General features: G+C 71.3%; 24 protein-coding genes. 13 read left to right on the top strand and 11 right to left on the bottom strand.

Going from position 1 to position 23,138, the window contains the following annotated elements:
* Positions 1–44 precede the first annotated feature (44 nt).
* Positions 45–971 carry a LysR family transcriptional regulator gene (locus tag ABD106_RS08160; protein ID WP_343919208.1) on the top strand — a complete coding sequence of 309 codons (927 nt, stop codon included), beginning with the start codon at positions 45–47 and terminating at the stop codon, positions 969–971.
* 32 nt (positions 972–1,003) lie between these two features.
* On the opposite strand, the gene ABD106_RS08155 is transcribed toward ABD106_RS08160, so the two are convergent.
* From ABD106_RS08155 to ABD106_RS08130, 6 genes are read right to left on the bottom strand one after another with little or no spacing between them, the layout of a single operon-like run.
* The gene (locus ABD106_RS08155; RefSeq protein ID WP_343919206.1) at positions 1,004–1,768 is read right to left on the bottom strand and encodes a hypothetical protein; all 765 of its coding nucleotides are present in this window, start codon (positions 1,766–1,768) and stop codon (positions 1,004–1,006) included.
* A gap of 12 nt (positions 1,769–1,780) precedes the next feature.
* Positions 1,781–2,803, bottom strand: a complete 1,023-nt coding sequence (locus ABD106_RS08150; RefSeq protein WP_343919204.1) for an NAD-dependent epimerase/dehydratase family protein — start codon at positions 2,801–2,803, stop codon at positions 1,781–1,783.
* On the bottom strand, positions 2,800–3,729 hold the full coding sequence (locus ABD106_RS08145) for a fumarylacetoacetate hydrolase family protein (RefSeq protein WP_343919202.1): 930 nt from the start codon (positions 3,727–3,729) through the stop codon (positions 2,800–2,802). Before ABD106_RS08145 ends, ABD106_RS08150 begins: the two co-directional genes overlap by 4 nt.
* Positions 3,726–4,541 (bottom strand): ABC transporter ATP-binding protein, encoded by an 816-nt coding sequence (locus ABD106_RS08140; RefSeq protein ID WP_343919200.1) that lies wholly within the window; start codon positions 4,539–4,541, stop codon positions 3,726–3,728. Before ABD106_RS08140 ends, ABD106_RS08145 begins: the two co-directional genes overlap by 4 nt.
* Positions 4,538–5,578 (bottom strand): ABC transporter substrate-binding protein, encoded by a 1,041-nt coding sequence (locus tag ABD106_RS08135; RefSeq protein ID WP_343919198.1) that lies wholly within the window; start codon positions 5,576–5,578, stop codon positions 4,538–4,540. The genes ABD106_RS08140 and ABD106_RS08135 overlap by 4 nt, the downstream gene beginning before the upstream one ends.
* 42 nt (positions 5,579–5,620) lie before the next feature.
* On the bottom strand, positions 5,621–6,373 hold the full coding sequence (locus ABD106_RS08130) for an ABC transporter permease (protein ID WP_343919196.1): 753 nt from the start codon (positions 6,371–6,373) through the stop codon (positions 5,621–5,623).
* Positions 6,374–6,503: 130 nt separating this feature from the next.
* Here ABD106_RS08130 and ABD106_RS08125 point away from each other — a divergent pair, with 130 nt between their 5' ends.
* Positions 6,504–7,808 (top strand): PucR family transcriptional regulator, encoded by a 1,305-nt coding sequence (locus ABD106_RS08125; protein WP_343919194.1) that lies wholly within the window; start codon positions 6,504–6,506, stop codon positions 7,806–7,808.
* A gap of 34 nt (positions 7,809–7,842) precedes the next feature.
* Here ABD106_RS08125 and ABD106_RS08120 read toward each other — a convergent pair whose 3' ends face one another.
* From ABD106_RS08120 to ABD106_RS08100, 5 genes are read right to left on the bottom strand one after another with little or no spacing between them, the layout of a single operon-like run.
* Positions 7,843–8,628 (bottom strand): fumarylacetoacetate hydrolase family protein, encoded by a 786-nt coding sequence (locus tag ABD106_RS08120; RefSeq protein ID WP_343919431.1) that lies wholly within the window; start codon positions 8,626–8,628, stop codon positions 7,843–7,845.
* Positions 8,628–9,689 (bottom strand): Ldh family oxidoreductase, encoded by a 1,062-nt coding sequence (locus tag ABD106_RS08115; RefSeq protein ID WP_343919192.1) that lies wholly within the window; start codon positions 9,687–9,689, stop codon positions 8,628–8,630. The genes ABD106_RS08120 and ABD106_RS08115 overlap by 1 nt, the downstream gene beginning before the upstream one ends.
* Positions 9,686–9,967 carry a LysR family transcriptional regulator gene (locus tag ABD106_RS08110; RefSeq protein ID WP_343919190.1) on the bottom strand — a complete coding sequence of 94 codons (282 nt, stop codon included), beginning with the start codon at positions 9,965–9,967 and terminating at the stop codon, positions 9,686–9,688. Before ABD106_RS08110 ends, ABD106_RS08115 begins: the two co-directional genes overlap by 4 nt.
* The gene (locus ABD106_RS08105; RefSeq protein WP_343919188.1) at positions 9,964–11,508 is read right to left on the bottom strand and encodes a flavin-containing monooxygenase; all 1,545 of its coding nucleotides are present in this window, start codon (positions 11,506–11,508) and stop codon (positions 9,964–9,966) included. The genes ABD106_RS08110 and ABD106_RS08105 overlap by 4 nt, the downstream gene beginning before the upstream one ends.
* 20 nt (positions 11,509–11,528) lie before the next feature.
* Positions 11,529–12,425: an alpha/beta fold hydrolase gene (locus ABD106_RS08100; protein ID WP_343919429.1), complete on the bottom strand. Its 897-nt coding sequence runs from the start codon at positions 12,423–12,425 to the stop codon at positions 11,529–11,531.
* Positions 12,426–12,640: 215 nt separating this feature from the next.
* Between ABD106_RS08100 and ABD106_RS08095 the strand changes: the two genes are divergently transcribed.
* The 11 genes from ABD106_RS08095 to ABD106_RS08045 all read left to right on the top strand — a co-directional run bounded on the left by ABD106_RS08095 (position 12,641) and on the right by ABD106_RS08045 (position 23,074).
* Positions 12,641–13,345: an SDR family oxidoreductase gene (locus ABD106_RS08095; protein ID WP_343919186.1), complete on the top strand. Its 705-nt coding sequence runs from the start codon at positions 12,641–12,643 to the stop codon at positions 13,343–13,345.
* 37 nt (positions 13,346–13,382) lie between these two features.
* Positions 13,383–14,687 (top strand): MmgE/PrpD family protein, encoded by a 1,305-nt coding sequence (locus ABD106_RS08090; protein ID WP_343919184.1) that lies wholly within the window; start codon positions 13,383–13,385, stop codon positions 14,685–14,687.
* Complete coding sequence (locus ABD106_RS08085; RefSeq protein WP_343919182.1) at positions 14,684–15,658, top strand: NADP-dependent oxidoreductase; 975 nt, start codon at positions 14,684–14,686, stop codon at positions 15,656–15,658. The genes ABD106_RS08090 and ABD106_RS08085 overlap by 4 nt, the downstream gene beginning before the upstream one ends.
* On the top strand, positions 15,655–16,308 hold the full coding sequence (locus ABD106_RS08080) for a TetR/AcrR family transcriptional regulator (protein ID WP_343919180.1): 654 nt from the start codon (positions 15,655–15,657) through the stop codon (positions 16,306–16,308). The genes ABD106_RS08085 and ABD106_RS08080 overlap by 4 nt, the downstream gene beginning before the upstream one ends.
* Positions 16,309–16,474: 166 nt before the next feature.
* Complete coding sequence (locus ABD106_RS08075; protein WP_343919178.1) at positions 16,475–17,482, top strand: tripartite tricarboxylate transporter substrate binding protein; 1,008 nt, start codon at positions 16,475–16,477, stop codon at positions 17,480–17,482.
* Between the two features lie 2 nt (positions 17,483–17,484).
* A complete protein-coding gene (locus tag ABD106_RS08070) occupies positions 17,485–18,027 on the top strand; it encodes a tripartite tricarboxylate transporter TctB family protein (protein ID WP_343919176.1) in 543 nt (180 codons plus the stop codon).
* A gap of 7 nt (positions 18,028–18,034) precedes the next feature.
* The gene (locus ABD106_RS08065) at positions 18,035–19,645 is read left to right on the top strand and encodes a tripartite tricarboxylate transporter permease (protein ID WP_343919174.1); all 1,611 of its coding nucleotides are present in this window, start codon (positions 18,035–18,037) and stop codon (positions 19,643–19,645) included.
* Entirely contained in the window at positions 19,642–20,844 is a 1,203-nt protein-coding gene (locus ABD106_RS08060) for an MFS transporter (protein ID WP_343919172.1), read from the top strand. Before ABD106_RS08065 ends, ABD106_RS08060 begins: the two co-directional genes overlap by 4 nt.
* A gap of 5 nt (positions 20,845–20,849) precedes the next feature.
* Positions 20,850–21,818, top strand: a complete 969-nt coding sequence (locus ABD106_RS08055) for an NAD(P)H-quinone oxidoreductase (protein WP_343919427.1) — start codon at positions 20,850–20,852, stop codon at positions 21,816–21,818.
* A 43-nt stretch (positions 21,819–21,861) separates the two neighbouring features.
* Positions 21,862–22,698 (top strand): serine hydrolase, encoded by an 837-nt coding sequence (locus ABD106_RS08050; RefSeq protein ID WP_343919170.1) that lies wholly within the window; start codon positions 21,862–21,864, stop codon positions 22,696–22,698.
* Between the two features lie 46 nt (positions 22,699–22,744).
* The gene (locus tag ABD106_RS08045) at positions 22,745–23,074 is read left to right on the top strand and encodes a cupin domain-containing protein (protein ID WP_343919168.1); all 330 of its coding nucleotides are present in this window, start codon (positions 22,745–22,747) and stop codon (positions 23,072–23,074) included.
* The last annotated feature ends 64 nt before the right edge of the window (positions 23,075–23,138 follow it).

Genomic DNA, 23,138 nt, shown 5'->3' with positions numbered 1-23,138 from the left:
CGGCCAATGACGCAGGATCGACTGCAGGAGTGCAGACTGGGCTCATGGACACCGAGAACCTGCGCTTCCTCCTGGAAGTCGCTCGCACGGGACGGCTGCGCGACGCCGCCGCGCGGCTCCAGGTCGACGAGACGACGGTCTCCCGCCGCATCAGCCGGCTCGAGCAGGACCTCGGCGTGCGGATGTTCGACCGCACGCCCCAGGGCTGGCGGATCACCGAGCCCGGTCGCCTCGTCATCCCGCACGCCGAGGCGATCGAGTCGAGCGTCTCGCGGGCGATGGAGGCCGTCGTCTCGCGCGCCGGGGAGCTGAGCGGCACCGCGCGCATCCTCGCCCCCGACGGCTTCGGCGCCAACGTGCTCGTGCCGGGGCTGCGCCCGCTGCTCGACGCGCACCCGGGGCTCTCGCTCGAGGTGATCACCGCGACGACGCACGACCTCATCACCGCGCGGGACTTCGACGTGGCGGTCACGCTCGAGCGGCCCTCGCCCCGGGCTGCGGCGGTGTCGCACCTGGCCGACTACGAGCTGCGGTGCTTCGCGTCGCGCGACTACATCGAGCGGCACGGCATGCCGGGCTCGGTCGAGGAGCTCCGCCGCGATCACGACCTCATCTGGTACGTCGACGCCCTGCTCGACGTGGTGCCGCTGCGCGTGCTCGACGAGCTGCTGCCGCGCGCCCACGCGCGCGTGCAGACGAACAACATCACGGGGCAGCACAGCGCTGCGCGAGCGGGGCTCGGCGTGGGGCTGCTGCCCACCTACATCGGGGCCGCGGACCCGCAGCTGGTCGAGGTGCTGCCGGAGGAGCTGCGGATCAGCCGCACCTACTGGCTCGTCGTGCCGAGCGACCTGACGGAGCTGCTGCGCGTGCGCGCGATCACCGATGCGATCCGCGCGCTCGCCGCTGCGCATCCGCAGCTGTCGGCGCACGACGTCGCGCCCGGGCCCCCGCGACCCGCCGCCGGCTGACAGCGGTCGGTCGCGACGCCCGGGCGCTCGGCTCAGCTCGGGTCCGCTGTCCGGTCGACGATCAGTCGGTACTCGCTTACGCGCACCTCGGAGACGTGGTCATGCATGCTGGCAGGCACGAGCAGCGCCTCGAGCTCGGCTCCCTCGACGCGCGAGGTGACACCGTGCAGCTCGGCGACCACGAACCAGCCGGAGCCGGCTGGGGCGGACGAGCCCGCCATCGACTTGCCCTCCTGCGTCGCGTCCTTCGCCGCAGTGGCCGCGCGGTCGTCCTCGATGAGCGACGCTCGCACGAGCGTTCGGGATCGCAGCGCCGCGTGTAGCGCCGAGCCGATGGCTTCCCGCACGAGATCCTCGGAGCCCGTCCCCGGCAAGAGGCGCGCGACCGCGACGCGGGCCGAGCGGCCGACTCCCTCGAGTGCGTTGAGCCTGCCCACCGACCGCTCATTGCCGATGAATGTCGGCGCGACGCGACGGGTCCAGTCGGTGGGAGCGTCGAGCGCCGCGAGGTATGCGTCGCTCGTCAGGGTCGCGACGTCATCCGTCTCGTAGATGGAGAGGAACTGGACTGGTCGGGCTCCGGGCTCCGGGGCGACCTCGACGTACCGGCGCGCGCGACGGAAGCCGGGGATCGCGAGCCGCTCGGGGAAGTGCTCGAAGCTGTACCAGTCCTCGAAGTCCTCGAGATGCGCGGCGGTGACCGAGATGAGGTTGACGAGGGCGCCGCCGAAGCTGGCGGCCTCGCCGCCCCACGCCGACGCCTCGGTCTCCGCGCCGACGGCCGACGCTGCAGTCATCGCGCTCACCGGTCAGAACGCGCCGTCGCGCAGCTGGAACTTCGTCGGCTTGCCGATCGTCGGCTCGCCCTCGCGCACCCACTGGGCGACGTAGTCGATCATCTGTGCGAGCGTGGTCGAAGGGAAGCCGAACTCCGACTGCAGCGCGGAGCCGTCGAGCACGTAGGCCGTACCCGTCTCCTCGCCCTCGAAGACGGGGGTCCGGTCGAGCTTCTCGCCGAAGCGCTCCGCGAGCCACCGCACCGAGACGATCTCGGGGCCGGTGATGTTGAGCTTGCGGGCCGGCGAGGTCGCCAGCTTCAGCGAGCGGATGGCGTACTCGGCGACATCGCGCTGCCAGATGACGCTCGTGTGCCCCATGGCGAGGGGGATGGGCGTGCCGTCCAGCACGGCTTGCGCGACCTCCTGCAGAACCCCGTACCGCGTCTCGATGGAGTAGCCGAGGCGGAACAGCAGCACCTGCGTTCCGTTCTTCTTGGAGAAGTGCTCGAAGACGCGCTCACGGCCCTGGCACGATGCGGCGTACTCGCCGATGGGTCCCGACGGGTCGCTCTCGCGGGAGCCTCCGCGCGTCACGTCCGCGAGGGGATAGGTCACGAGCGTCGAGAACGCCACGATCCGCGAGTCGCGGTAGCGCTGCGCGACGCGGCCGGGCAGGTAGGCGTTCATCATCCAGGTGAACGGCTCGTTGCCGGTGGTGCCGAACTTGTGCCCCGCCATGTAGATGACGTTGGGTGCGTCGGGGAGCGCGTCGAGCTCCAGGTCATCCGTCAGGTCGGCGGCGATCGTCTCGACGCCGTACCGCTCGAGCGACGCGCGAGCGGCCGGGTCGCTGAAGCGGGCGACGCCGATGACGCGCGAGTCGATGCCCGCCGCGTCGCGGGCGCGCTTCGCCTGGATCGCCACGCTCGGACCGACCTTGCCGCCGACGCCCAGCACGACGATGTCTCCCTCGATCGTCGCGATGTCGTCGATGAGCGCCTGGGTCGGCGTGGTGAGCTCTGCTTCGATCTTCTCGATCACGTCCATGGTCATGCGCTCCTCGTGGTCTCGAACTGCTGCTGCTGCGTGGCCGGTGCGGCGACGACGGTGTTGCGGAGGGTGCCGATCCCCTCGATCTCAGCCTCGACGACATCCCCGGGGGCGAGGAAGACGGCGGGCTCGCGGGTGAAGCCGACGCCGCCGGGCGTGCCGGTGGCGATGAGGTCGCCCGGCTCGAGCGGCCAGACGGACGACAGATGCACGATCAGGTCGGCGACGCCGAAGATGAGCTGGTCGGTCGTCGAGTCCTGCATCGTCTCACCGTTGAGCCGGAGCTGCACGCGCCGGCCCGACGCGAGGTCGAACTCGTCCGCCGTCACGAGGGCCGGCCCGACGGGGCCGAAGCCCGGAAACGACTTCGACGTCATCCACTGGCTCGTCCGACGCTGCCAGTCCCGCGCGCTCACGTCGTTGACGATCGTGTAGCCGGCGACCGCGTCGAGCGCATCCTCGCGCGTCGCGCGGTGCACGCGCTTGCCGATCACGACCGCGAGCTCGACCTCGTAGTCGACCTCGTCGCTCTCAGGCGGCAGTGGGATATCGGCATCCGGCCCGACGACGCTCGCCGGGTGCTTCGCGAAGACGATCGGTGCGACGGGGAGCTCGGCTCCCGTCTCCTCTGCGTGGTCGTGGTAGTTGAGACCCACGCACACGAAAGTGCGCGGCTCTGGCACCGCCGCGACGAGCGCTCGGCTCGAGGCGGGGACCCAGGCGTCGGGGGTGCTCGTCGCGACGCGCCGCTGGAGCTCGTCCTTCCAGTGCTCCCAGTCGTCGAGCAGGTCGCGCATGGAGATGGGCACGAGGTCGTCGGAGTCGGCGGGGGAGATGTGGAGGGGCAGGAGCTCGTCGGTGCCGTCCTCGCCGTGCCGGAGGATCGCCGCGGCAGGGAAGCCGGAGTGATCGATGGATACAAGCTTCATGCTGCTGCCTCGTTCGCGTGGTCTTGGACGCCGAGGAGTCGTCGGATCTGCCGCGACGCCTCGTCGACCTCCTGGTGGTCGTCGTCGAGCAGCCGCGGTCGCGGCCGCTCCATGCGGAACTCCTCGAGAATCCGGCCCGGGCGAGCGGACATCACGATCACCCGGTCGGAGAGGAGGACCGCCTCGGAGATGGAGTGGGTGATGAACAGCACGGTCGGTCGGCGCGTCATCCACAGGTCCTGCAGGTCGTAGCACATCTGCTCTCGCGTGAGGGCGTCGAGGGCCCCGAACGGCTCGTCCATCATGATGAGGGGCGGGTCGTGCACCAGCGCGCGGCAGATGCCGACGCGCTGCTGCATGCCACCCGAGAGCTCGTAGGGGCGGTGCTGCTCGAAGCCCGCGAGCCCGACCTGCGCGAGGAGCGTGCGCGCCTTCTCGGCCGCTTCCGCCTTGGGCAGGCGGCGCATCTCGGCCTGCAGCAGGATGTTGCTCATCACGCTGCGCCAGTCCATGAGCAGCGGGTTCTGGAACACGATCCCGAGGTCGCTCTGCGGTCCTTGCACCGGCTTGCCGCCGATCGAGACGGAGCCGCGGGTCGGAGAGATGAGGCCCGCCGCCGCTTTGAGGAGCGTCGACTTTCCGCAGCCCGACGGGCCGACGATCGAGACGAACTCGCCTGCGGCGATGTCGAGGTCCACCGGACCGAGGGCGTGCACCGAGCCGGAGCCGGTCTGGTACTCGATCGTCAGATCGCGCACCTCGATCGTCGTCGCCGCGCCGGTCGCAGCGGCCTGTGGAGCCTGCGCGGTCATCGGCCGGCCTCCGCGCTCGCGTAGTCGTTGGTGAAGTAGTCGTCGATCGACTCTGCGCGCTCGAGGCCGGAGTACTCCGCGAGGATGTCCTCGGTCGTCTGCCAGTCCTCCTCGGTCGTCACGCACGGGAGCTCTCCCTCGCTCGCCTCCGTGTGCAGCAGCGGCACGGTCGCCTCGATCTGCTGGAGTGCGAGGTCCCGGTCGAAGCTCGGGACGCCCGCGACGAAGTCATCCGCCGCGGCCTCCTGGTTCTCGACCACGTAGGCGACCGACTCCTGCGTCGCCTGGATGAAGCGCGTCAGCAGGTCCTCGTTCTGCTCGGCCCACGACCGGTTGACGACGATGCCCATGCTGAGCGTGTCGACCCCGAGCTCCGAGAAGGAGAGGTAGTCCATGTCCTCGCCCGACGACGCCTCGAGCGCTGGCAGCTGGAGCGTGTAGTAGCCGAGGAAGGCCGTGGACGCGCCCGTGAGCACCGAGTTCTGCTTCGCGGCCGGGTCCGAGAGCCCGACGAGCTCGAGATCGGTCTCGCTCATGTCGTTCGCGTTGAGCACCGCGGGGAAGATCTGCGAGAGGGAGTCGCCCGGGGTGACGGCGACCGTCTCGCCACGCAGGTCCTCGAGCGTCGAGATGCCGGCGCTCGCGGGGAAGATCGCGGCCATCGGGTTGCGCTGTGCGAGGACGCACGCCATCTGCACCGGGAGGCCCTGTGCGACGCCGCCCATCATCGTGCCGGCGTCGACGAGTCCGACGGGGTCGCTGCCTGACGCGACGAGTTGGAGGGTCGACGCGGAACCGGTCCCCTCGAGCGGTTCGAGCTCGATGCCGTGCTCCTCGTAGATGCCCTGCGCCATGCCCGCGAAGAACCACGGGTGGTCGGCGGCCTCGTAGGTCCAGTTGAGGCGGATCGGAAGGGTGTCGAGCTCACCGCTCGAAGTGCTGCTGGGCTCTGCGGCGGGCGAGCCGGCGCAGGAAGTGAGCACGAGGGCTGCGCCCGCGGCGATGGCGAGTGCGGTCGTGCGGCGTCGTGTGTGCATGAATCTCTCCTTTGAGATCGCGGAAGGGTGCTGACCAGGCGGTCAGATGGCAGGAGCGGCGGTGACGGCGGTCTCGGAGCGCTGCGAGACGTGCCAGGGGATGACGAGGCGCTCGATGAGCGCCACGAGGTAGAAGAGTGCGAGTCCGAGCACCGTGAGGATCACGATGCTCGCGAACAGGAGGGGGGTGTCGAGGTTGGCGTTGGCTCGGAGCAGCAGGTAGCCCAGCCCCTCTGTCGCTCCCACGAACTCGCCGACGACCGCACCGACCACCGCGAGGGTGATCGCGACCTTGACGCCGGCGAACAGGTGCGGCAGTGCCGAGGGCAGGCGGACCTTGCTGAACACGGCCCAGCGCCCGCCGCCCATCGTGCGAACGAGGCTCGCCATGTCGGGGTTCGACGACCGGAGGCCCGTCATCGTGTCGAGCAGGATCGGGAAGAAGCAGATGAGGAACGTCACGAGCACCTTCGGCCCCGGTCCGAACCCGAACCAGACGACGAAGAGCGGTGCGAGCGCGATCTTCGGCACTGTCTGCAGGAGGACGAGGAACGGGTAGACGATGCGCTCGAACCAGCGGAACGACACGAGCAGCATCGCGATGGGAACGCTGACGAGCACAGCGAGCAGGAACCCGGCAAGCACCTCGCCGGTCGTCACGAGTGTCGCGCCCCAGAGCTCCAGGCGGTTCGACCACAGCGACTCGACCGTCTGCAGCGGGCTCGGCAGGATGTAGGTGGGGATGTCGAGCAGGTCGACGGCGAGCTGCCACGCGACGAGGACGACGACGCCCACGCCGGCCGGCACCAGCCACCCGGTCGACAGCCTCGGTCGGCGCACACGTCCCCTCGAGGGTGCGACCGTCGGGACCGCAGCGGTCGGTGTCGGTGGAGCGGTGGCAGAACGCGCAGGCATGAGACCTCCAGTGGTGACGTCGTTGTCTTCCTGGACTCAGCGTGACATGTGGCAATTCACGGCCACGAGGGAAGAATCATGGCGTTCGGGTTACTCTGTTGTGGTGTCCCCACAATCTCGGCTCGTCTACTCGCCGAACGTCGATCGCCTCACCGCGCGGGCGGTGGATGCGATCTGGGATCAGTACCCGGGGTATTCGGCCGACGTGTTCCCGAAGAGCGAGCTCATCCCATCGGTGCGAGAGAACCTGTCGCTCGCCGTGCGCGTCCTGCGGCGTGGCGCGGCGCCGCGAGCGGACGAGCTCGGCAACGGGCGAGTGCTCGGCGCCAGCCGAGCGAGCCAGGGGGTGCCGCTCGAGTCGGTGATCCAGGCCTACCGCTCGTCAGAGCGGACCATCATCCTCGACCTCTTCTCCGATGCGCAGACCTGGCCGGTGCGCCTCACGAGCCACTACGCCGATCTGGTGATCAGCACGTTCGATCTCCTCACCCAAGAGATGATCGACGCGTACCGCGAGACCGCGGCCTCGGTCGAAGCAGCGAATCGTCGCGTGGAGAACGAGCTCGTCCGGGCGGTCGTGGACGGTGAGACGCGGACGCAGGAGTTCGATGCACGGGTCAGGACGCTCGGGATCGATCCGCGGCTTCCGCGAGTCGCGCTCGCGGTCGGGGCGAGCGCTGCGACGGACTTCGCGCTGCTGCATCGGCTGCGCCGCAGGATCGCTTCGGTGATCCAGCCGCACGTCGTCGGACCGAGCGTCTTCGGCGACATCGGGGAGCTTGCGGTCGGCATCGTGTCGCCGCGTCGGGGCGTAGATGCGGTCGCAGCCGCCGTCGAACGGGTGGTCGATGAGGAGGGCGGCGGCCGCATCGTGGTCGGGATCGGCCGCGCTGTCGGCGACTTGCCGAGCGCCCACTCGTCCAGCCACGAGGCGATCGAGAGCGCAGCGGCTGCGTTCCGCCGCAGCGGTGGAGCACGCGTCCTCCGCTACTCCGATGCGCTCGTCGATGTGCTCCTCGGCGCGAGCCCCAGCATCTCGGAGGTGCTCGTCGCGACGAGGCTCGACGGGCTTCGCGGGCATCCGCACCTCCTCGAGACGCTCGAGGCCCTGATCGAGAACGACCTGTCGCAGTCGGCTGCCGCGCGATCGCTCTTCGTCCACGTCAACACGGTTGCGCACCGGGTTCGCAGGATTCACGAGATCACGGGCTACGACCCATTGAAGCTCGACGACCTCGTCGGCACCGCCCTCGCGCTGCGGTGGGCATCCGGTGATCACGCGCGACACGCGAGCGTGCCACGGTCCGACACCTGAGCCGAGGCCGCGCGGGCGGCCCGTGCTGGCCTGCTCAGCGCACGCGGTTGCGCAGCGTCTCGACCCCGCCGAGCTCGGTCTCGAGCAGCTGGCCCGGCTGGAGGTGCCGCGACGGGCGCATGCCGTGGCCGACCCCGCCCGGCGTGCCGGTGGCGATGATGTCGCCCGGCCGCAGCCGCACGATGCTCGAGCAGTAGGCGATCAGGTCGGCGACGCCGAAGACGAGCTCGTCGAGGCTGCCGTGCTGCACCGTTTCGCCGTCGACGCGCGTCTCGATCGTGAGGTCGTCGTGCAGCGGCGCGACGGTCGAGCCGATCGGGGAGAGGCTGTCGAGCGCCTTGCCCTGCAGCCACTGCGTCGTGCGGTACTGGTGGCCGCGCGAGGTGACGTCGTTGAGCGCCACCGCGCCCAGCGATGCGTCAGCTGCGTCGTCGACGGATGCCGCGCGGACCTCCGCGCCGATCACCACGCCGATCTCGCCCTCCCAGTCGAGCTGGTCGACGTCGGCCGGTCGCACGATGTCGTCGGCCGGGCCGACGAACGAGTCGACGAACTTCGCGAAGAGGGTCGGGAACTCGGGCGCCTCGCGCCCCATCTCCTCGATGTGCGGGCGGTAGTTGAGGCCGACGCACAGGATCTTCGCGCCGTCGCGGAGGAACGGCAGCGGCGTCGTCGCACCAGGGTCGAGGCGCTCACCGGATGCATCCGGCACGGCGTCGAGGACGCGACCGGCGTCCCACGGGCCGAGCACGACGAGGGCGTCGCCCTCGCACCGCACGAGCAGGTCCCGGCCGTCGGTCGTCTGCACGCGCTGCAGCATCACGTCGTCTCCTCGTCGAAGGGCGAGGCGACGCCCGCGTCCGCGGCGAGCGCCTCGAGCTCGTCGATCGTCGCCTGCGCGAGCGCGAGCCCCTCGCGGTTGCGGTCGGCGGCCGCGCGCTCGAGGTCGCCCGGCGCGTAGATGGCGTCGACGCCGGGGGCGCGACGGCTCGATCGGATGCGCTCGGAGAAGCGGTCGACGCGCTCGGCGACCGGCGCCTCGGCGGCCGCGCCGAAGCGGTTCGCGTCGATCGCCATGAAGATGTGCGAGCAGTCGTTGGGCTCGTCGCGCTGCTTGTAGAGGCTGCGCGCCTCCCCGCCCTCGCCGCCGCCGAGGATGCTCGTGAGCACCTCGATGAAGAATGCGAGCCCGAAGCCCTTCGCGCCGGCCGCCGGCAGCAGCAGGCCGCCGCGCGCGGCGCTCGGGTCGGTCGTCGCGGCGCCCTCCGCATCGGTCGCCCAACCGGTCGGGATGTCGCGCCCTGCCCGTTCGGCCTCGATGATCTTGCCGAGCGCGACGGCGGAGAGCGCCATGTCGGCGAACGGAGCGCCCGCCGTGCCCGGCGCGGCGATCGAGATCGGGTTGTTGCCGATCACGGGCTCGGCGCCGCCGACGGCGGGCATGAGGGGCGCCGTGCTGGCCGCGACGATCGCGACCATGCCGGCGTCGGCCATCCGCTCGCTGAACGCGGCGGCACGCCCGAAGTGGTCGGCCTGCCGGGCGACGACGATGGCCATGCCCGACTCGCGCGCCTTCGCGATCGCGAGGTCGGTCGCGCGCGACGCCGACCACGCGCCGAAGCTGTGCCCCGCGTCGAGCACGGCGCCGGTCGGCCACTCGGTGACGACCGAGACGGCGTCGTCGCCGCGCACGGCGCCGGCGCGCAGCCGCTCGAGGTAGATGCCGAGGCGCGAGACGCCGTGCGACGCGACCCCGTGCAGGTCGGCGTCGACGAGGCCCAGCGCGACCGCATCCGCCACCTCGTCGGTGCACCCGGAGGCGGTCAGGATCTCGCGCACCGTGCGCACGAGCCGCTCGGGCAGGACCGCGGGCACGGTCATGCTGCCTGCAGCCGGCCGCGCACCGCTGCGGCGGTGGAGAACGACTCCGCGGCGGCCAGTACGTGGCGGGCGTACGGCAGCAGCCGGCGGCCCGCCTCGGTGAGCGTCACCTGCCGCGCGCGGCAGACGAGCTCGTAGCCGAGCGAGAGCTCGAGCTGCTTGATCTGCAGCGAGAGCGCCGGCTGGGTGATGAACAGCCGGGTCGCGGTGCGACCGAAGTGCAGCTCTTCGGCGAGGGCGACGAAGCACTCGAGCCGCCACAGGTTCACGCCCCTCATGCACGCACCCCTTCGAGCTCGCGCTCGCGCTCGGCCATGGCGAGTTCGCCGTCGAAGCGGTACTCGTCGGGCCGGAAGGTGCCCGCCTCGCGGCGGAACTTGTGCATGAAGTCGGGCCAGACGGTCGTGAGTCGGCCGTAGCGGTGGTCGACGTACCAGGAGTGGCAGCCGCCGTTGAGCCAGACCGTGTCCGCGGCGCGCGCGTCGACCGAGTCGATGAACGCGTCCTGCGCGTCCTGCGTGATCTCGATGACGGCGGCGCCGGTGTCGGTCATGTGGTCGAGGGCGCCGAGGATGTAACGGATCTGCGACTCGATGATGAAGATGATCGAGCCCGCGCCGAGGCCCGAGTTCGGGCCGTTCATGATGAACAGGTTCGGGTAGCCCGCGACCGTTGAGCACGCGTAGGCGGCACCGCCACGGGTCCACGACTCAGCCATCGAGCGGCCGTGCTCGTCGAAGATGCGGTGCGTGATGGGCAGGTCGGCAGCCTCGAAGCCCGTGCAGAGCACGAGCGCGTCGAGCTCGACCTCGCCGTCGTTCGTGAGGATGCCGGTCTCGGTCACCTCGACGATGCCGCTCGTCTCGAGCGCGACGTTGTCGCGCAGGAACGTCGGGTAGTAGTCGTTCGAGATGAGGATGCGCTTGCAGCCGATCATGTAGTCGGGCGTCAGCTTGTCGCGCAGCTCGCCCGCCGGCACCTGCGCCTGCAGGTGGTCGCGCGCGGTCGCCTCGATCTTGGCGATGAAGTCGGCGATGCCGCGGCGCTGCGGGAAGCGCGCCTCGTTGCCCCAGTAGAGCTCGTCGCGAAGCGCCTGCGCCGTCTCGGGCATGCGCCGGAAAATCGTCTTCTGCGCGTCGCTGTACTCGTGGTCGACGCGGGGGATCAGGTACGGCGCCGAGCGCTGGAAGACGGTGAGCTGCTCGGCGGCCTTCGCGAGCTCCGGCACGATCTGGATGCCGGATGCGCCGGAGCCGATCACGCCGACGCGCTTGCCGGCGGGGTCGAACGAGTGGTCCCACTGCGCCGAGTGGAACATCGGGCGGTCGAACTTCTCGAGCCCCGGGATGTCGGGCAGCTTCGGGTCAGAGAGGTGCCCGGCAGCGGTGACGACGAAGTCGGCGGTGAACGAGCCGGCGGTCGTCTCGAGTGCCCAGCGCTGCTCCTCCGGCTGCCACGTCGACTCGAGCAGCTCGGCGTCGAAGGTGATGTGCGGCATGACGCCCTCGTCGATCGCCGCCTCGCGCAGGTACGCGTGGATCTCGGGCTGCGTCGCGTACACGCGCGACCAGTCGGGGTTCGGGCGGAACGAGTAGGAGTAGAGGTGCGACTGGATGTCGCACGCGGCGCCGGGGTAGGTGTTGTCGCGCCAAGTGCCGCCGACGTCACCGGCACGCTCGAGCACGATGAAGTCGTGCTCGCCGCGGCGGCGCAGCTGGATCGCGAGGCCGAGGCCCGCGAATCCGGAACCGATGATCGCGACCTTCGCGTGGGTGGTCGACGGGCGCTCAGCGGCCCGGGTGGCGGATGCGGTGTTCATGGTCTGCTCCTGGTTCTGCATCACGCGTGGTCGACGGGGATGATGGTGCCCGCGGGGTGCTCGCGGGGGTCGACGCTGAAGTCGTCGATGGCGACGGCGAGCTGCGCGGGGCGCTCGACCGAGACCGCGTGGCCCGACTCGATCTCGAGGTAGCGGGCGTCGGAGATGGCGCCGAAGAGCACGCGCGCGTGGTGCAGCGGCACCATCGCATCATGCGTGCAGCCGACGATGAGGGTCGGCACGTCGATGCGGCTGAGGCCCGAGGTGATGTCGATCTCGCGGTTGAGGCGCATGATCTGCGCGGGGTACGGACGCGTGACCGCCGCCTGCAGCTCGGCCCAGTCGCGCGCGTTGCGGCCGACGACGAAGCCCGGCGAGTAGGCCATCAGAAGGGTGAGGCGCTGCAGGCTCTCGGGGTCGCTGTCGTGCAGGCGCTGCCAGAGCTCGTTGCGCACGAGCTGGTGCCGGTCGGTCTTCGACCACCCAGCGACGAGGGTGAGCGACTCGATCGTGCCGGGCTGCTCGGCGGCGTATGCGGCCGCGACGACCGCACCGAAGGAATAGCCGACGAGCGCGACGGGGCCGTCGGCGGATGCATGCGCGACGACTGCTCGCAGCTGGTCGACGGCGTCCGCGAGCGTGAGCTCGGCGTCGTCGGCCGGCAGCTGCAGGTCGAAGGCGACGACGCGGCGCGTGAACGACAGGATCGGGTAGACGGCCCAGAAGCTGCCGCGGGCCGTGCCGGAGCTGCCATGCACGAGCACGATCGTCGCGGCGCTCGACTCGTTGCCGCTGTCGTAGATCGGGATCGACCGGTCGCTCTGCGCCACGTGCCCGGTCGGCTGCACCAGCAGCGGCTCCCGCAGCGTGCCGTCGACATGCCAGACGCTCTGGCGCTCTGCCTGCTCCGTGACCATTGCCACCTCACTCCATCGTGATCAAGATTCTGAGAGTGCACTATCAAAATGTGCTCTGAGGCGAGCGTACACGGCGTCCGGGGCCATGCCAATAGGGGGATGTGATTGCCCACTCTCACGAGCCCTCGTACGATCGGCGTGCGGCGACGACGCCCTGAGCGCCCGTCGCACTTGCAGAGCTGACAGCGGCCGTGGGCCGCGGATGGAGGAGCGCCATGGGCGAGTCGAAGGAGCGCGTGCTCGTCACGGGCGGAGCGAGCGGCATCGGCGCCGCCATCGTGGAGCAGCAGCGCCGGCTCGGTCGCGACGTCGTCGTGATCGACAAGCAGCCGGGCGGCATCCAGGCCGACCTCGCCGATGCGACGCAGGTCGCGGCGGCCCTCGAGGAGGCGCTCGCGGACGGGCCGATCCACCGGCTCGTCAACAACGTCGGCTATATCCGCGTCGCGGAGCTCGCCGACCTCGAGATCGAGGATGCGCTGCGCACCTACGAGATCAACGTCGTCGCCGCCATGCGATGCGCGCAGGCGCTGCTGCCCGGGATGCGCGACGCGCGCTTCGGCCGCATCGTCAACCTCGCCTCTCGAGCCGCGCTCGGCAAGGCCGGCAGGACGGCCTATTCGGGTTCGAAGGCCGGGATCATCGGCGTGACCCGCACGTGGGCGCTCGAGCTCGGCGAGCACGGCATCACGGTCAACGCCGTCAGCCCCGGCCCCATCCGCACCGCGATGTTCGAGGCGGCGAACCCCGCCGGCGAGCCGCGCACGCAGCAGATCATCGACGCCATCCCCGTCAAGCGCGTCGGTGAGCCCTCCGACGTCGCTGCGGCCGTGACCTTCCTGCTCGACGAGGCCGGCTTCATCACCGGGCAGAACCTCAACGTCTGCGGCGGCATGACCGTCGGCGCCGCGCCGCTGTGAGCGCCGAGCCACGAGCGTCGGCCCCGCCGCGCCGATCGTGACCACCGCCGCGGCGCTGCTCGCGCGCCACGTGGTGCGCGCCGCCGGGGAGCCGCTGCCCGAGCGCACGCGTCGGGGTGCGAAGGCCGTGCTGCTGCACAACCTCATCGTCGGTCTCGGGGCGCACGGCATGCCGCTCCCGGGGATCTCGGGCTCATGGGCGCTGCCGTGGACGGAGCGGCCGCAGACGGCGCCCGACCTCGCTTTCGCGACCGCGCTGCGGATGGGCGCGCGAGCGCAGCACGACGAGCACCCGCGCTCCGTCACGCACCTCGGCAGCGCCGTGACCCCCGCGTGCCTCGCGATCGCGGCGGGCTACCAGGTCGGTGGCGTCCTCGGGACGGCGCTCCTGCCCCATGCGCGCGCTCGAGGGATGCGGTCGACCGGCGTCGTCGGGCCGATCGCTGCCGCCGCCGGGGCGGCCGTGGTGCTGGGGCTGGACGAGGCCGCGACCGCGCACGCGATCGCGCTCGCCGCGAACCGCGCCGCAGGCTTCACCCAGGTGTGGCTCGAGGGCACGGACGAATGGCGGCTGCAGACCGCCGCGGCCGCGCGCGACGGGCTCGAGTCGGCCATGTGGGCGGCGAGCGGCGCGCGTGGCGCGACGGCCGCGATCGAGGGACGCTCGGGGCTGCTCCACGCTCTCGGCATCGATGCCGAAGGCGTCACGTCGATCGTCGATGCGCTTCCCGGGGCGCTCGCCGACGAGCCCGTCATCGCGCACATGCTGCTGAAGGCGCATCCGGTCTGCGCGATCAACCAAGCGGCGGTCGAGGTCGCGATCGGATTGCGCGCCGAGCTGCCGAACGCCGACCCCTCGACGATCGTGCGGGTGCGCGTTCGACTGAGCGACGCCGACGCCGCCTACCCCGGCATCGACATCGCACGTCCGCCCTCGTCGTGGGCGCAGGCGATGATGGATGCGCGCCAGGGCGTCGCGATCGCGCTCGCGGACGGTCGGGTCGACGCCGACGCGCTCCACCCGGGCAGCGCCGAGTCGCAGCGGCTCCGAGCGCTCGTCGACGTCGCGGGCGGGCTGCCCGCCGCAGCGGCGCACGGTGCAGCGATCGAGATCGAGCTCGCCGACGGACGTCGCCTCGACGGCGCGGCCGAGCGGGTCGAGGTCGACGCGCGGCGGTCGGCGCGCATGGCGCTCGACCTGCTGCCCGCCGCGGGGCTGCCGCTCGCGCTTGCGGAGCGGCTGCCGACCCTCATCGCCGGTCTCGACGAGTCGGACGGCGTCGCACGGCTCATCGAGGCGCTCGACGGCATCGCCCCCTGGGAGGCGCTGTGCCACGCATGATGCAAGCGGTCGCCGCGACCGCGTGGGGCGCGCCGGAGGTGCTGCGGCCCGTCGAGGTGCCCGTCCCGTCCCTGCTGCCGGGCGAGGTGCTCGTCCGCGTCGAGGCTGCGGGCGTCAATCCCACCGATCAGAAGTCGCGCGCGACGGGTGGTCGAGGCTACTGGCGAGATCCGGCCATCCTCGGGTTCGACGTCGCGGGGATCGTCGAGGAGGTCGCCGACGGCTCCTTCCGGCATGCCGTGGGCGACCGGGTGTTCGGCATGCCGCGCTTCCCGCTGCCGGCGGAGGCCTACGCGCAGTACGTCTCCGCGCCCGCGCGGCAGCTCGTGCGCATGCCGGAGCGCCTCGACTTCGCGGCGGCGGCGTCGCTCCCGCTCGCGGGCCTCACCGCCCTGCAGGCGCTCGAGGGCGCGGGCCGAGTGCGACCGGGAGCCTCGGTGCTCATCTGTGCCGCGGGCGGCGGGGTCGGGCGACTCGCCGTGCAGATCGCGCTCGCGCTCGGGGCCGTCGTGACGGCGTGCGCTCGGTCGGCGAGGCTCGAGGAAGCGGCTTCCGCAGGCGCGCGGGTGGTGGCATCCGGGGATGACGGCCTGCCGGCTGCGCCCTCTCAGCACGACGTCGTCATCGACCCGTTCGGGGGCGAGCGCACCGCGACCCTGCTCGACTGGTGCGCGCCCGGTGGCACGGTCGTCACGCTCATCCCGCGCACGGCGCTCGCTGTCGAGGAGGCTGCCCGCGCGCGCGGCATCGGCCTCCGCCGCGTCGTCGTCGAGCCGTCCGAGCTCGACATGCAGCGCATCGCCGACTGGGTCGCCGATGGGCGCCTCCGGCCGCGCGTCGCGCTCGAGCTGCCGCTCGCCGCGGCTGCAGAAGCACACCGGGTGGGGGAGCGCGGCGGGCTCGATGGCAAGATCGTGCTGCGGCCGTGGCAGCGCAGCCAGGGCGCGACCGACGAAGAGGTGACGCGGTGACCACTGCACCGGAGATGAGTGCGCGCCAGCTCGGCAAGCAGCGCAAGCGCGACGCCATCCGCTCTGCCGCCGCGGAGCTCATGCACGTGAAGTCCTTCGACGACATCACGATGCGCGAGATCGCGCAGCTCGCGGGCGTGGGCGAGGCGACCCTCTTCCGCTACGTGCCCAACAAGCACGACCTGCTGCACGTCGTCTTCGGCGACGAGCTCGATGCCGTGCTGGACCGCATCGACGAGCAGGACGCGGCACTCTCGGCCGCGCAGGGCGATGCGCTCACCGGCACGCACTTCGTCGAGCGCATCCGCGCGATCTATCTCGAGCGCTCCGCCTTCTACCGGCGCAACCCCGAGAACGCCTCGCGGTACCTCCGTGAAGGCTTCAGCCTCAGCCCCCTCAGCGCGCGCAACGTGGCGCAGGGCGACCGCACCATCAGCATGACGCGCAGCATCGTCGAGGACGGCCAGCAGCGTGGCCTGCTCGACCGGCGGGCGGAAGCGCAGCACGTCGGGACGAACTGCCACGCGATCTACATGCACGAGATCGACCGCACCCCCGTGCGCGGCTTCGACCCCGACCGCATCTGGGAGCGGCTCGGACCGCGGCTCGACGCGCAGCTGCGCCCGCTCGTGCTCCTCCCGCGCGACTGATGGGCGCGGCCGACGGGCCGATGCCCGCCGACCGATCGCCGATGCTTATCGCCGCTTGACGTTCCCCCGTGCTCACGAATAGCGTCGCGTCAGGCCATACTGAGAGTGCACTCTCGAAACTTGCACTTCTCTACTAACAACGAGGTTAGGAACTCGCATGCGCAGCATGAGCAGGAACCACAACCGGTCGCTGATCGCGGTCGGCGCCATCATGGGGGTCGCGCTGCTCGCCGGCTGCAGCAGCGCCGCGGGCCCGGAGACCTCCACCGCGCCCGAGGCGGGCGACGCGTCGAGCTTCCCGGCCGGCGACATCCGCTTCGTCATCCCCTACGCGGCTGGCGGCCCCACCGATGTGACCGCGCGGGCCCTCGCGCCGTGCCTCGGCGAGACGCTGGGCACGAACGTGATCGCCGAGAACATCACCGGCGGCTCCGGCTCGGTCGGCCTCCAGGACATGATCTCCAAGCCTGCAGACGGTCAGACGGTCGCGATCGTCTCGCCCGGCATGGTGGCGCTCTCGCCCATCGCCAACGGCCTCGACTACTCGCGCGAGGATGTCGCCTCGATCGGCGTCATCTCCTACTCGCCGATGATCCTGGTCGTCGGCGCCGACTCGCCGTACAGCACCGGCGAGGAGTTCTTCTCGGCAGCCGAGGAGGCTCCGGGCACCCTCACGGTCGGCGTCTCTGGCGCTTCCACGCCGCAGGCGATCGAGCTCCAGCGACTCGCCGACGAGTACGGCGTCGAGGTCACGGTCGTGCCGTTCGACGGCAGCGCCGGTGCGATCACGGCCCTGCTTGGCGGCCACGTCGACTCGGTCTTCGTGAACGACCAGGAGGACGTCGTCCAGCGCATCGAGTCGGGCGACTTCACCGCGCTCGCCGTCTCGTCGCCCGAGCCGCAGGCGCACCTGCCCGAGGTCCCGACGCTCGTCGACCTCGGCTACGAGGACCTCACGCTCGCCGTGACGATCTACGCGCTCGCCGCTCCGGCAGGCACGCCCGAGGATGTCGTGACGACGCTCTCGGACGCGCTCGAGGGCTGCCTCACCAACCCCGAGACGGTCGACGCCATCGGGGAGGACTACGTCCCGGCCGAGTACCAGACCGCAGAGGACTTCGACGGCTTCCTGACGGAGGCCGAGGAGGTCTACACCCGCATCCTCGGGAGCTGACCATGACCGACGTCGCCGACCGCACCGAGCACGGTGCTGAGCACCCGGCAGAGCCGGATGCGTCCGACTCGACCGTCGGCATCCGCGGGCGGAAGATCGCCCGCTGGGGTGCGGTGGCCGTGCTCGCCGCGGTCGGCGTCGTCGCCATCGTCCTGAGCATCGGCTACGGGCTCGGCACGGGCACCCGCCCCGGACCGGGGCTGTGGCCCTTCATCGCCGCCGTGCTGATGCTCGGCTCGACCGTCGTGGTCGCGATCACCGACACCCTCGAGGACTACGAGCCCTGGGGCAAGGAGTCGGTGCGCACCCTCGTCGCGCTCGCCTCGCTCGTCGTCTTCGCCGTGCTCTTCACACTGCTGGGCTTCACGGTACCCGCGATCCTGCTCATGCTCCTGTGGCTGCGGATGTTCGGCCAGATGCGCTGGGCCACTGCCGTGCCCCTCGCCGTGGTCGGTGCCGTCGCCCTCTTCATGCTGTTCGACGTCCTGCTCGGCGTCCCGATGCCTCGGGACCTGCTCATGACGCCACTGACGTCCTGGATGTGATGCCGCCATGTTCGATGGTCTGGTCCTAGGCTTCGGGGTCGCGCTCGACCCGATGAACCTGCTCTACGTCTTCGTCGGCGTCGTGGTCGGCACCGCGATCGGCGTGCTGCCCGGCCTCGGCCCGACCGCGACGATCGCGCTGCTGCTGCCGCTCACCTACGCGCTCGACCCCGCGACGGCGATCATCATGCTCGCCGGCATCTACTACGGGTCGATGTACGGCGGCACGATCACGTCCGTGCTGCTGCGCATGCCCGGTGAGGCGGCATCCGTCGTCACGACCTTCGACGGCTACCAGATGGCGAAGCAGGGCCGAGCTGGCCCCGCGCTCGGCATCGCCGCGATCGGCTCGTTCATCGGCGGCATCGTCTCGGTCATTGGGCTCGCGATCTTCGCGCCCATGCTCGCGAACGCGGCGCTCGCCTTCGGGCCCGTCGCGATGGTCGCCCTGATGGTGCTCGGGCTCATGCTCGTCACCTCGCTCGGCACGGGCTCCACCTGGAAGGCCATGGTCATGGCCGCCGTCGGCCTGCTGCTCGCGACCGTCGGCCAGGACCAGATCAGCGGCATGCCGCGCTTCAACTTCGGCTCCGCCTCGCTGCTCGACGGGTTCGACTTCGTGGCGATCGCGATGGGCCTGTTCGGCGTCGGCGAGATCCTGCACAACCTCGAGCAGGGCGGGCACCTGCAGCGCGTGGCCAAGAAGGTCACGAAGATCATGCCGACGCGCTCCGACCTCAAGCAGTCGGCTGCGCCGATCGCCCGCGGCTCGGTGCTCGGCTTCTTCATCGGCATCCTGCCCGGCGGTGGCGGCGTGCTCTCGTCGCTCGCCTCGTACGCGCTCGAGAAGCGCAGCGCGAAGGACCCCTCGCGCTTCGGCAAGGGCGCGATCGAGGGCGTCGCCGGTCCCGAGACGGCGAACAACGCCTCCTCGACGTCGGCCTTCGTGCCGCTGCTCGTGCTCGGCATCCCCTCGAACGTCGTGCTCGCGCTCATCTTCGGCGCGCTGCTGATCCAGGGCATCACGCCCGGGCCGAGCCTCATCCCGGACCACCCGGAGATCTTCTGGGGCGTCGTCGCCTCGATGGTGATCGGCAACGCGATGCTGCTCGTGCTGAACATGCCGATGGTCGGCGTCTTCGTGCAGCTGCTGCGCGTGCCGATGGGGATCCTCGTCACGTTCGCGATGGCGATCGTGCTGATCGGCACCTTCTCGATCTCGAACGACCCCACCGACATCTGGATCGTGCTCGGCTTCGGCATCCTCGGCTGGCTCATGAAGCGCACCGGCTTCGACCCGGGCCCGCTCGTGCTCGCCTTCGTGCTCGGCCCGATCCTCGAGGCATCCGTGCGGCAGTCCCTGCTCATCTCGGGCGGCGACTTCGGCATCTTCGTCACCGACCCCATCGCGATCACCATCTACGCCGCGCTCGTGCTCGGCTTCGGCTACGCGGTCGTGCGGCGCATCATGAAGGGCACGCCCGAGGTGATCGAGCAGGCACGGCACATCCCTCCGATGACCGAGGCGGTCACGGTGCCGAAGGATGACGCCGCCGGATCGGATGCGGTGGTCGACGAGGCCGAGGAGGCGGACGAGACCGCTGCACCCCGGCCGTGAGCGCCGACCGGCGCGAGCGGTCGCTCATCGCGGCACTGTTCGTGTCGGGGTTCGCGACCTTCTCGCAGCTGTTCGACGCGCAGGCGATCCTCCCGAGCCTCGCCCGCGACCTGCAGGTCGGCAGCGCCACCGCGGCGCTCGCGGTCTCGGCGACGACGACGGGCATCGCGGTGTCGGTGCTCGCATGGGCATGGCTGTCGGACCGCATCGGCCGCACGGCCGTCATGCGCATCAGCCTCATCGCGACGACCGTGTCGGCGCTCGCCGCGCCGCTCGCGCCCACGCTCGAGGTGCTCATCGCGATGCGAGGGGTGACGGGCATCGCGCTCGGCGGCATCCAGGCGGTCGCGATGGCGCTGCTCGTCGAGGTGCTGCCCCGACACCGCGTGCCGGCGGCCGCGGCCGTCTACATCACGGGCAACACGATCGGCGGCGTCACCGGGCGCCTGATCGCGGGCCCGGTGAGCGAGCTGTGGCACTGGCGCCTCGGGCTGCTCATCGTCGCGGCCCTGGGCGTCGTCGCGTGCCTGCTGTTCTTCATCCTGCTGCCGCGCAGCATCGAGGAGCGCGTCGCGCGACCGACAACGTTCGCCGCGTCGCTCGCGAACGTCGGTCACCACCTCTCGCGCTGGCGCACCGCGTCGATCTACGTGCAGGGCTTCCTCATCATGGGGTCGTTCACCGCCGTCTACAACTACCTCGGCTTCCACCTGACCGGCGCTCCGTTCTTCATCCCCGCGGCGCTCGCGAGCCTCTTCTTCCTCGTCTACTTCGTGGGCGCCTTCGCTGCCCGCGTCGCCGGCGAGCTCGCCACGCGCATCCCGCCCTGGTTCGTCGTCGCGTTCGGCGGCTCGTGCGTGGCGCTCTCGGCGCTGCCGATGCTCGGTTCGTCGTTCTGGGTGCTGCTGCTGGGCATCACGCTGCTGACGATCGGCACGTTCATGGCGCATCCGATGTCGAGCACCCTGTCGGGCATGGAGGCGGATCGGGGCCGCGCGCAGTCGACGGCGCTGTACCAGCTCAGCTGGCTGACGGGCGCGGCGCTGTGGGGATGGTTCGGCGGCGTGCTGTACGACCGGTTCGGTTGGGTGGGTGTCGTGTGGATGTCGACCGCGCTCGCCCTCGGGGCGATCGGGGTCGCGGTCAGTCGAGCGTGGGTGACACGGATGGGTCTCAGCGGAGAGGGGAGCACGGCGTGAAGGCGATGCAGTTCGAGGTCGATGGACCGATCGAGTGGGCGGAGGTGCCCGACGTCTCGGCAGCTCCGGGCGAGGTGGTCGTCGAGATCGCGGCGACGGCGGTGAACCGGGCCGACCTGCTGCAGCGGGCGGGCGGCTATGCGCCGCCAGCGGGGGAGTCGGAGGTGCTCGGGCTCGAGTGCTCGGGGACGATCGTCGAGCTGGGGGAGGACGTCACCGGCTGGTCCGTCGGTGACGAGGTGTGCGCTTTGCTCGCGGGCGGCGGCTACGCGGAGCGAGCGGGGGTGCCGACGACGCAGCTGCTGCCGGTGCCGGCGGGCGTGAGCCTGGCGGAGGCCGCGGCGCTGCCGGAAGCGGTGTGCACGGTGTGGACGGCGATCCGCGAGCTGCCGCTGCCCGAGCCGGGCGACCTCGCGCTCGTGCACGGCGGCAGCGGCGGGATCGGCACGATGGCGATCCAGATGCTGCGCGCGCGGGGCTACCGGGTGGCCGTGACGGCGAGCGCCCGCAACCATGCCCTGTGCCTGTCGCTCGGCGCGGAGCTCGCGATCGACTACCGCACCGACGACTTCGTCGAGGTGGTGCTCGGCGCGACCGACGGGCACGGCGCGACCGCGATCCTCGACGTCATCGGCGCCGACTACCTCGACCGCAACGTGCAGGCGCTCGCGCCGGACGGCACGCTGACCGTCATCGCCGTGCAGGGCGGCACGCAGGCCGAGGTCGACCTCCGCGCGCTCATGCGCCGGCGCGTCACGCTGCGCGCCATGACGCTCCGGGCTCGGCCCCGCACGGGCCGCGGCTCGAAGGCGACCGTCATCGAGCAGGTGCGCGAGCACATCTGGCCGCTCATCGAATCGGGCGAGGTGCGGCCGGTGATCGGCGCGACGATGCCGTTGACAGACGCCGACGCAGCGCACGGATTGATGGGCTCGCCGCAGGCGCCCGGGGGCAAGATCCTGCTCGTGCGTTGAGTCGCTGTCGGAGGACTGGGCACGCAGCCGCCATGCTCGAACGGTGAGCACGACACCGGACGAGCACCGAGCGCCGAGCGCGAGCGACCCGCCGCTGCGGCTCACCGATCGAGCCCGCTGGGGAATCGCGATGGGCTGGGCCTCGGATGCTGAGCCGCTCCTCGAGATCGGCGCCGACGTCGAGCTGCGCGTCGCGTCGGCGTCGAAGCTGCTGCTGCTCGCCGCCTGCGCGGCAGCCGTCGAGTCGGGCGACCTCGACCCGGGTCGACGGCTCGACCGCAGGTCGGTCGACCCGGTTGCCGACAGCGGCATCTGGCAGCACCTCGACCAGGACCTCCTGACGGTGCACGACGTGGCGACGCTCGTCGGCGCGGCCAGCGACAATCTCGCGACCAACATGCTGCTGCACGAGCTCGGGCTCGACCGGGTCGCATCGACAGCCGAGGCGCTCGGCATCACCGGCGTGCACCTGCACGACCGGGTCCGCGACGAGCGCACGAGCGCGCATCCGCAGACGCTCGGCACCGCGACAGCGCGCGGCTTGTTCGACCTCATCACCCGCGTCGCGAACGGCACGCTCGGCGACGCTCCGACGAGCGCGCGCGTGCGCCGATGGCTCGCCAACTCGCTCGACCTGAGCATGGTCGCGGCGCCGCTGCACCTCGACCCGCTGTCGCACGGGGTCGGGCACGAGGGGCCGATGGTCGTCAACAAGACCGGCACCGATGCGGGCGTTCGCGCCGATGTCGGCTTCGTCGAGTCGGGCTCGGGCACGCTCGTGTACTGCGCCATCGCGAACTGGCCGGCGGAGCTCGCGCTGACCGACGCCGTCATGCAGGACATGCACGCCATCGGCGAGGCAGTGCGCCGACTGCTGTGAGCGCGTGACCCTCGACCAGCGGCGATCGACCCGCCATGCTGGCCCCATGGACACCGCACACCTCCCCGCGCTCGCCGACGAGCTGCTCGCCATCGCCCGCGACGCCACGAGCGGTCGCGCCGGGCGCTCGACCCGCTCCGGCCGCGCCCTCTCGCTGCGCCAGACGGTGCTCGCGCTCACCGAGGGCCACGGCATGGACGAGCACGAGGCCAACGGCGAGGCGACGTTGCAGGTGCTCACGGGCCGCGTGCGACTGCGCTGGGGGAGCGAGTCGGTCGAGCTCGCCGAGGGTGATGTCGTCGACATCCCGGATGCGCGGCACGCGGTGGATGCGCTGACTGACGCGGCCGTGCTGCTGACGGTGGCGGTGCGGTAGCCGGGTGGTCTCGACTCGCGGCCGGCTTCGCCGGCTGCGGCTCGACCAGCGGAGAGTCGGTGCC

The organism is Agrococcus citreus (assembly GCF_039527715.1).
Lineage (GTDB): Bacteria > Actinomycetota > Actinomycetes > Actinomycetales > Microbacteriaceae > Agrococcus > Agrococcus citreus.
The sequence above is the reverse complement of the archived record's forward strand: the minus strand, read 5'-3'. Positions and strand labels throughout refer to the sequence as shown.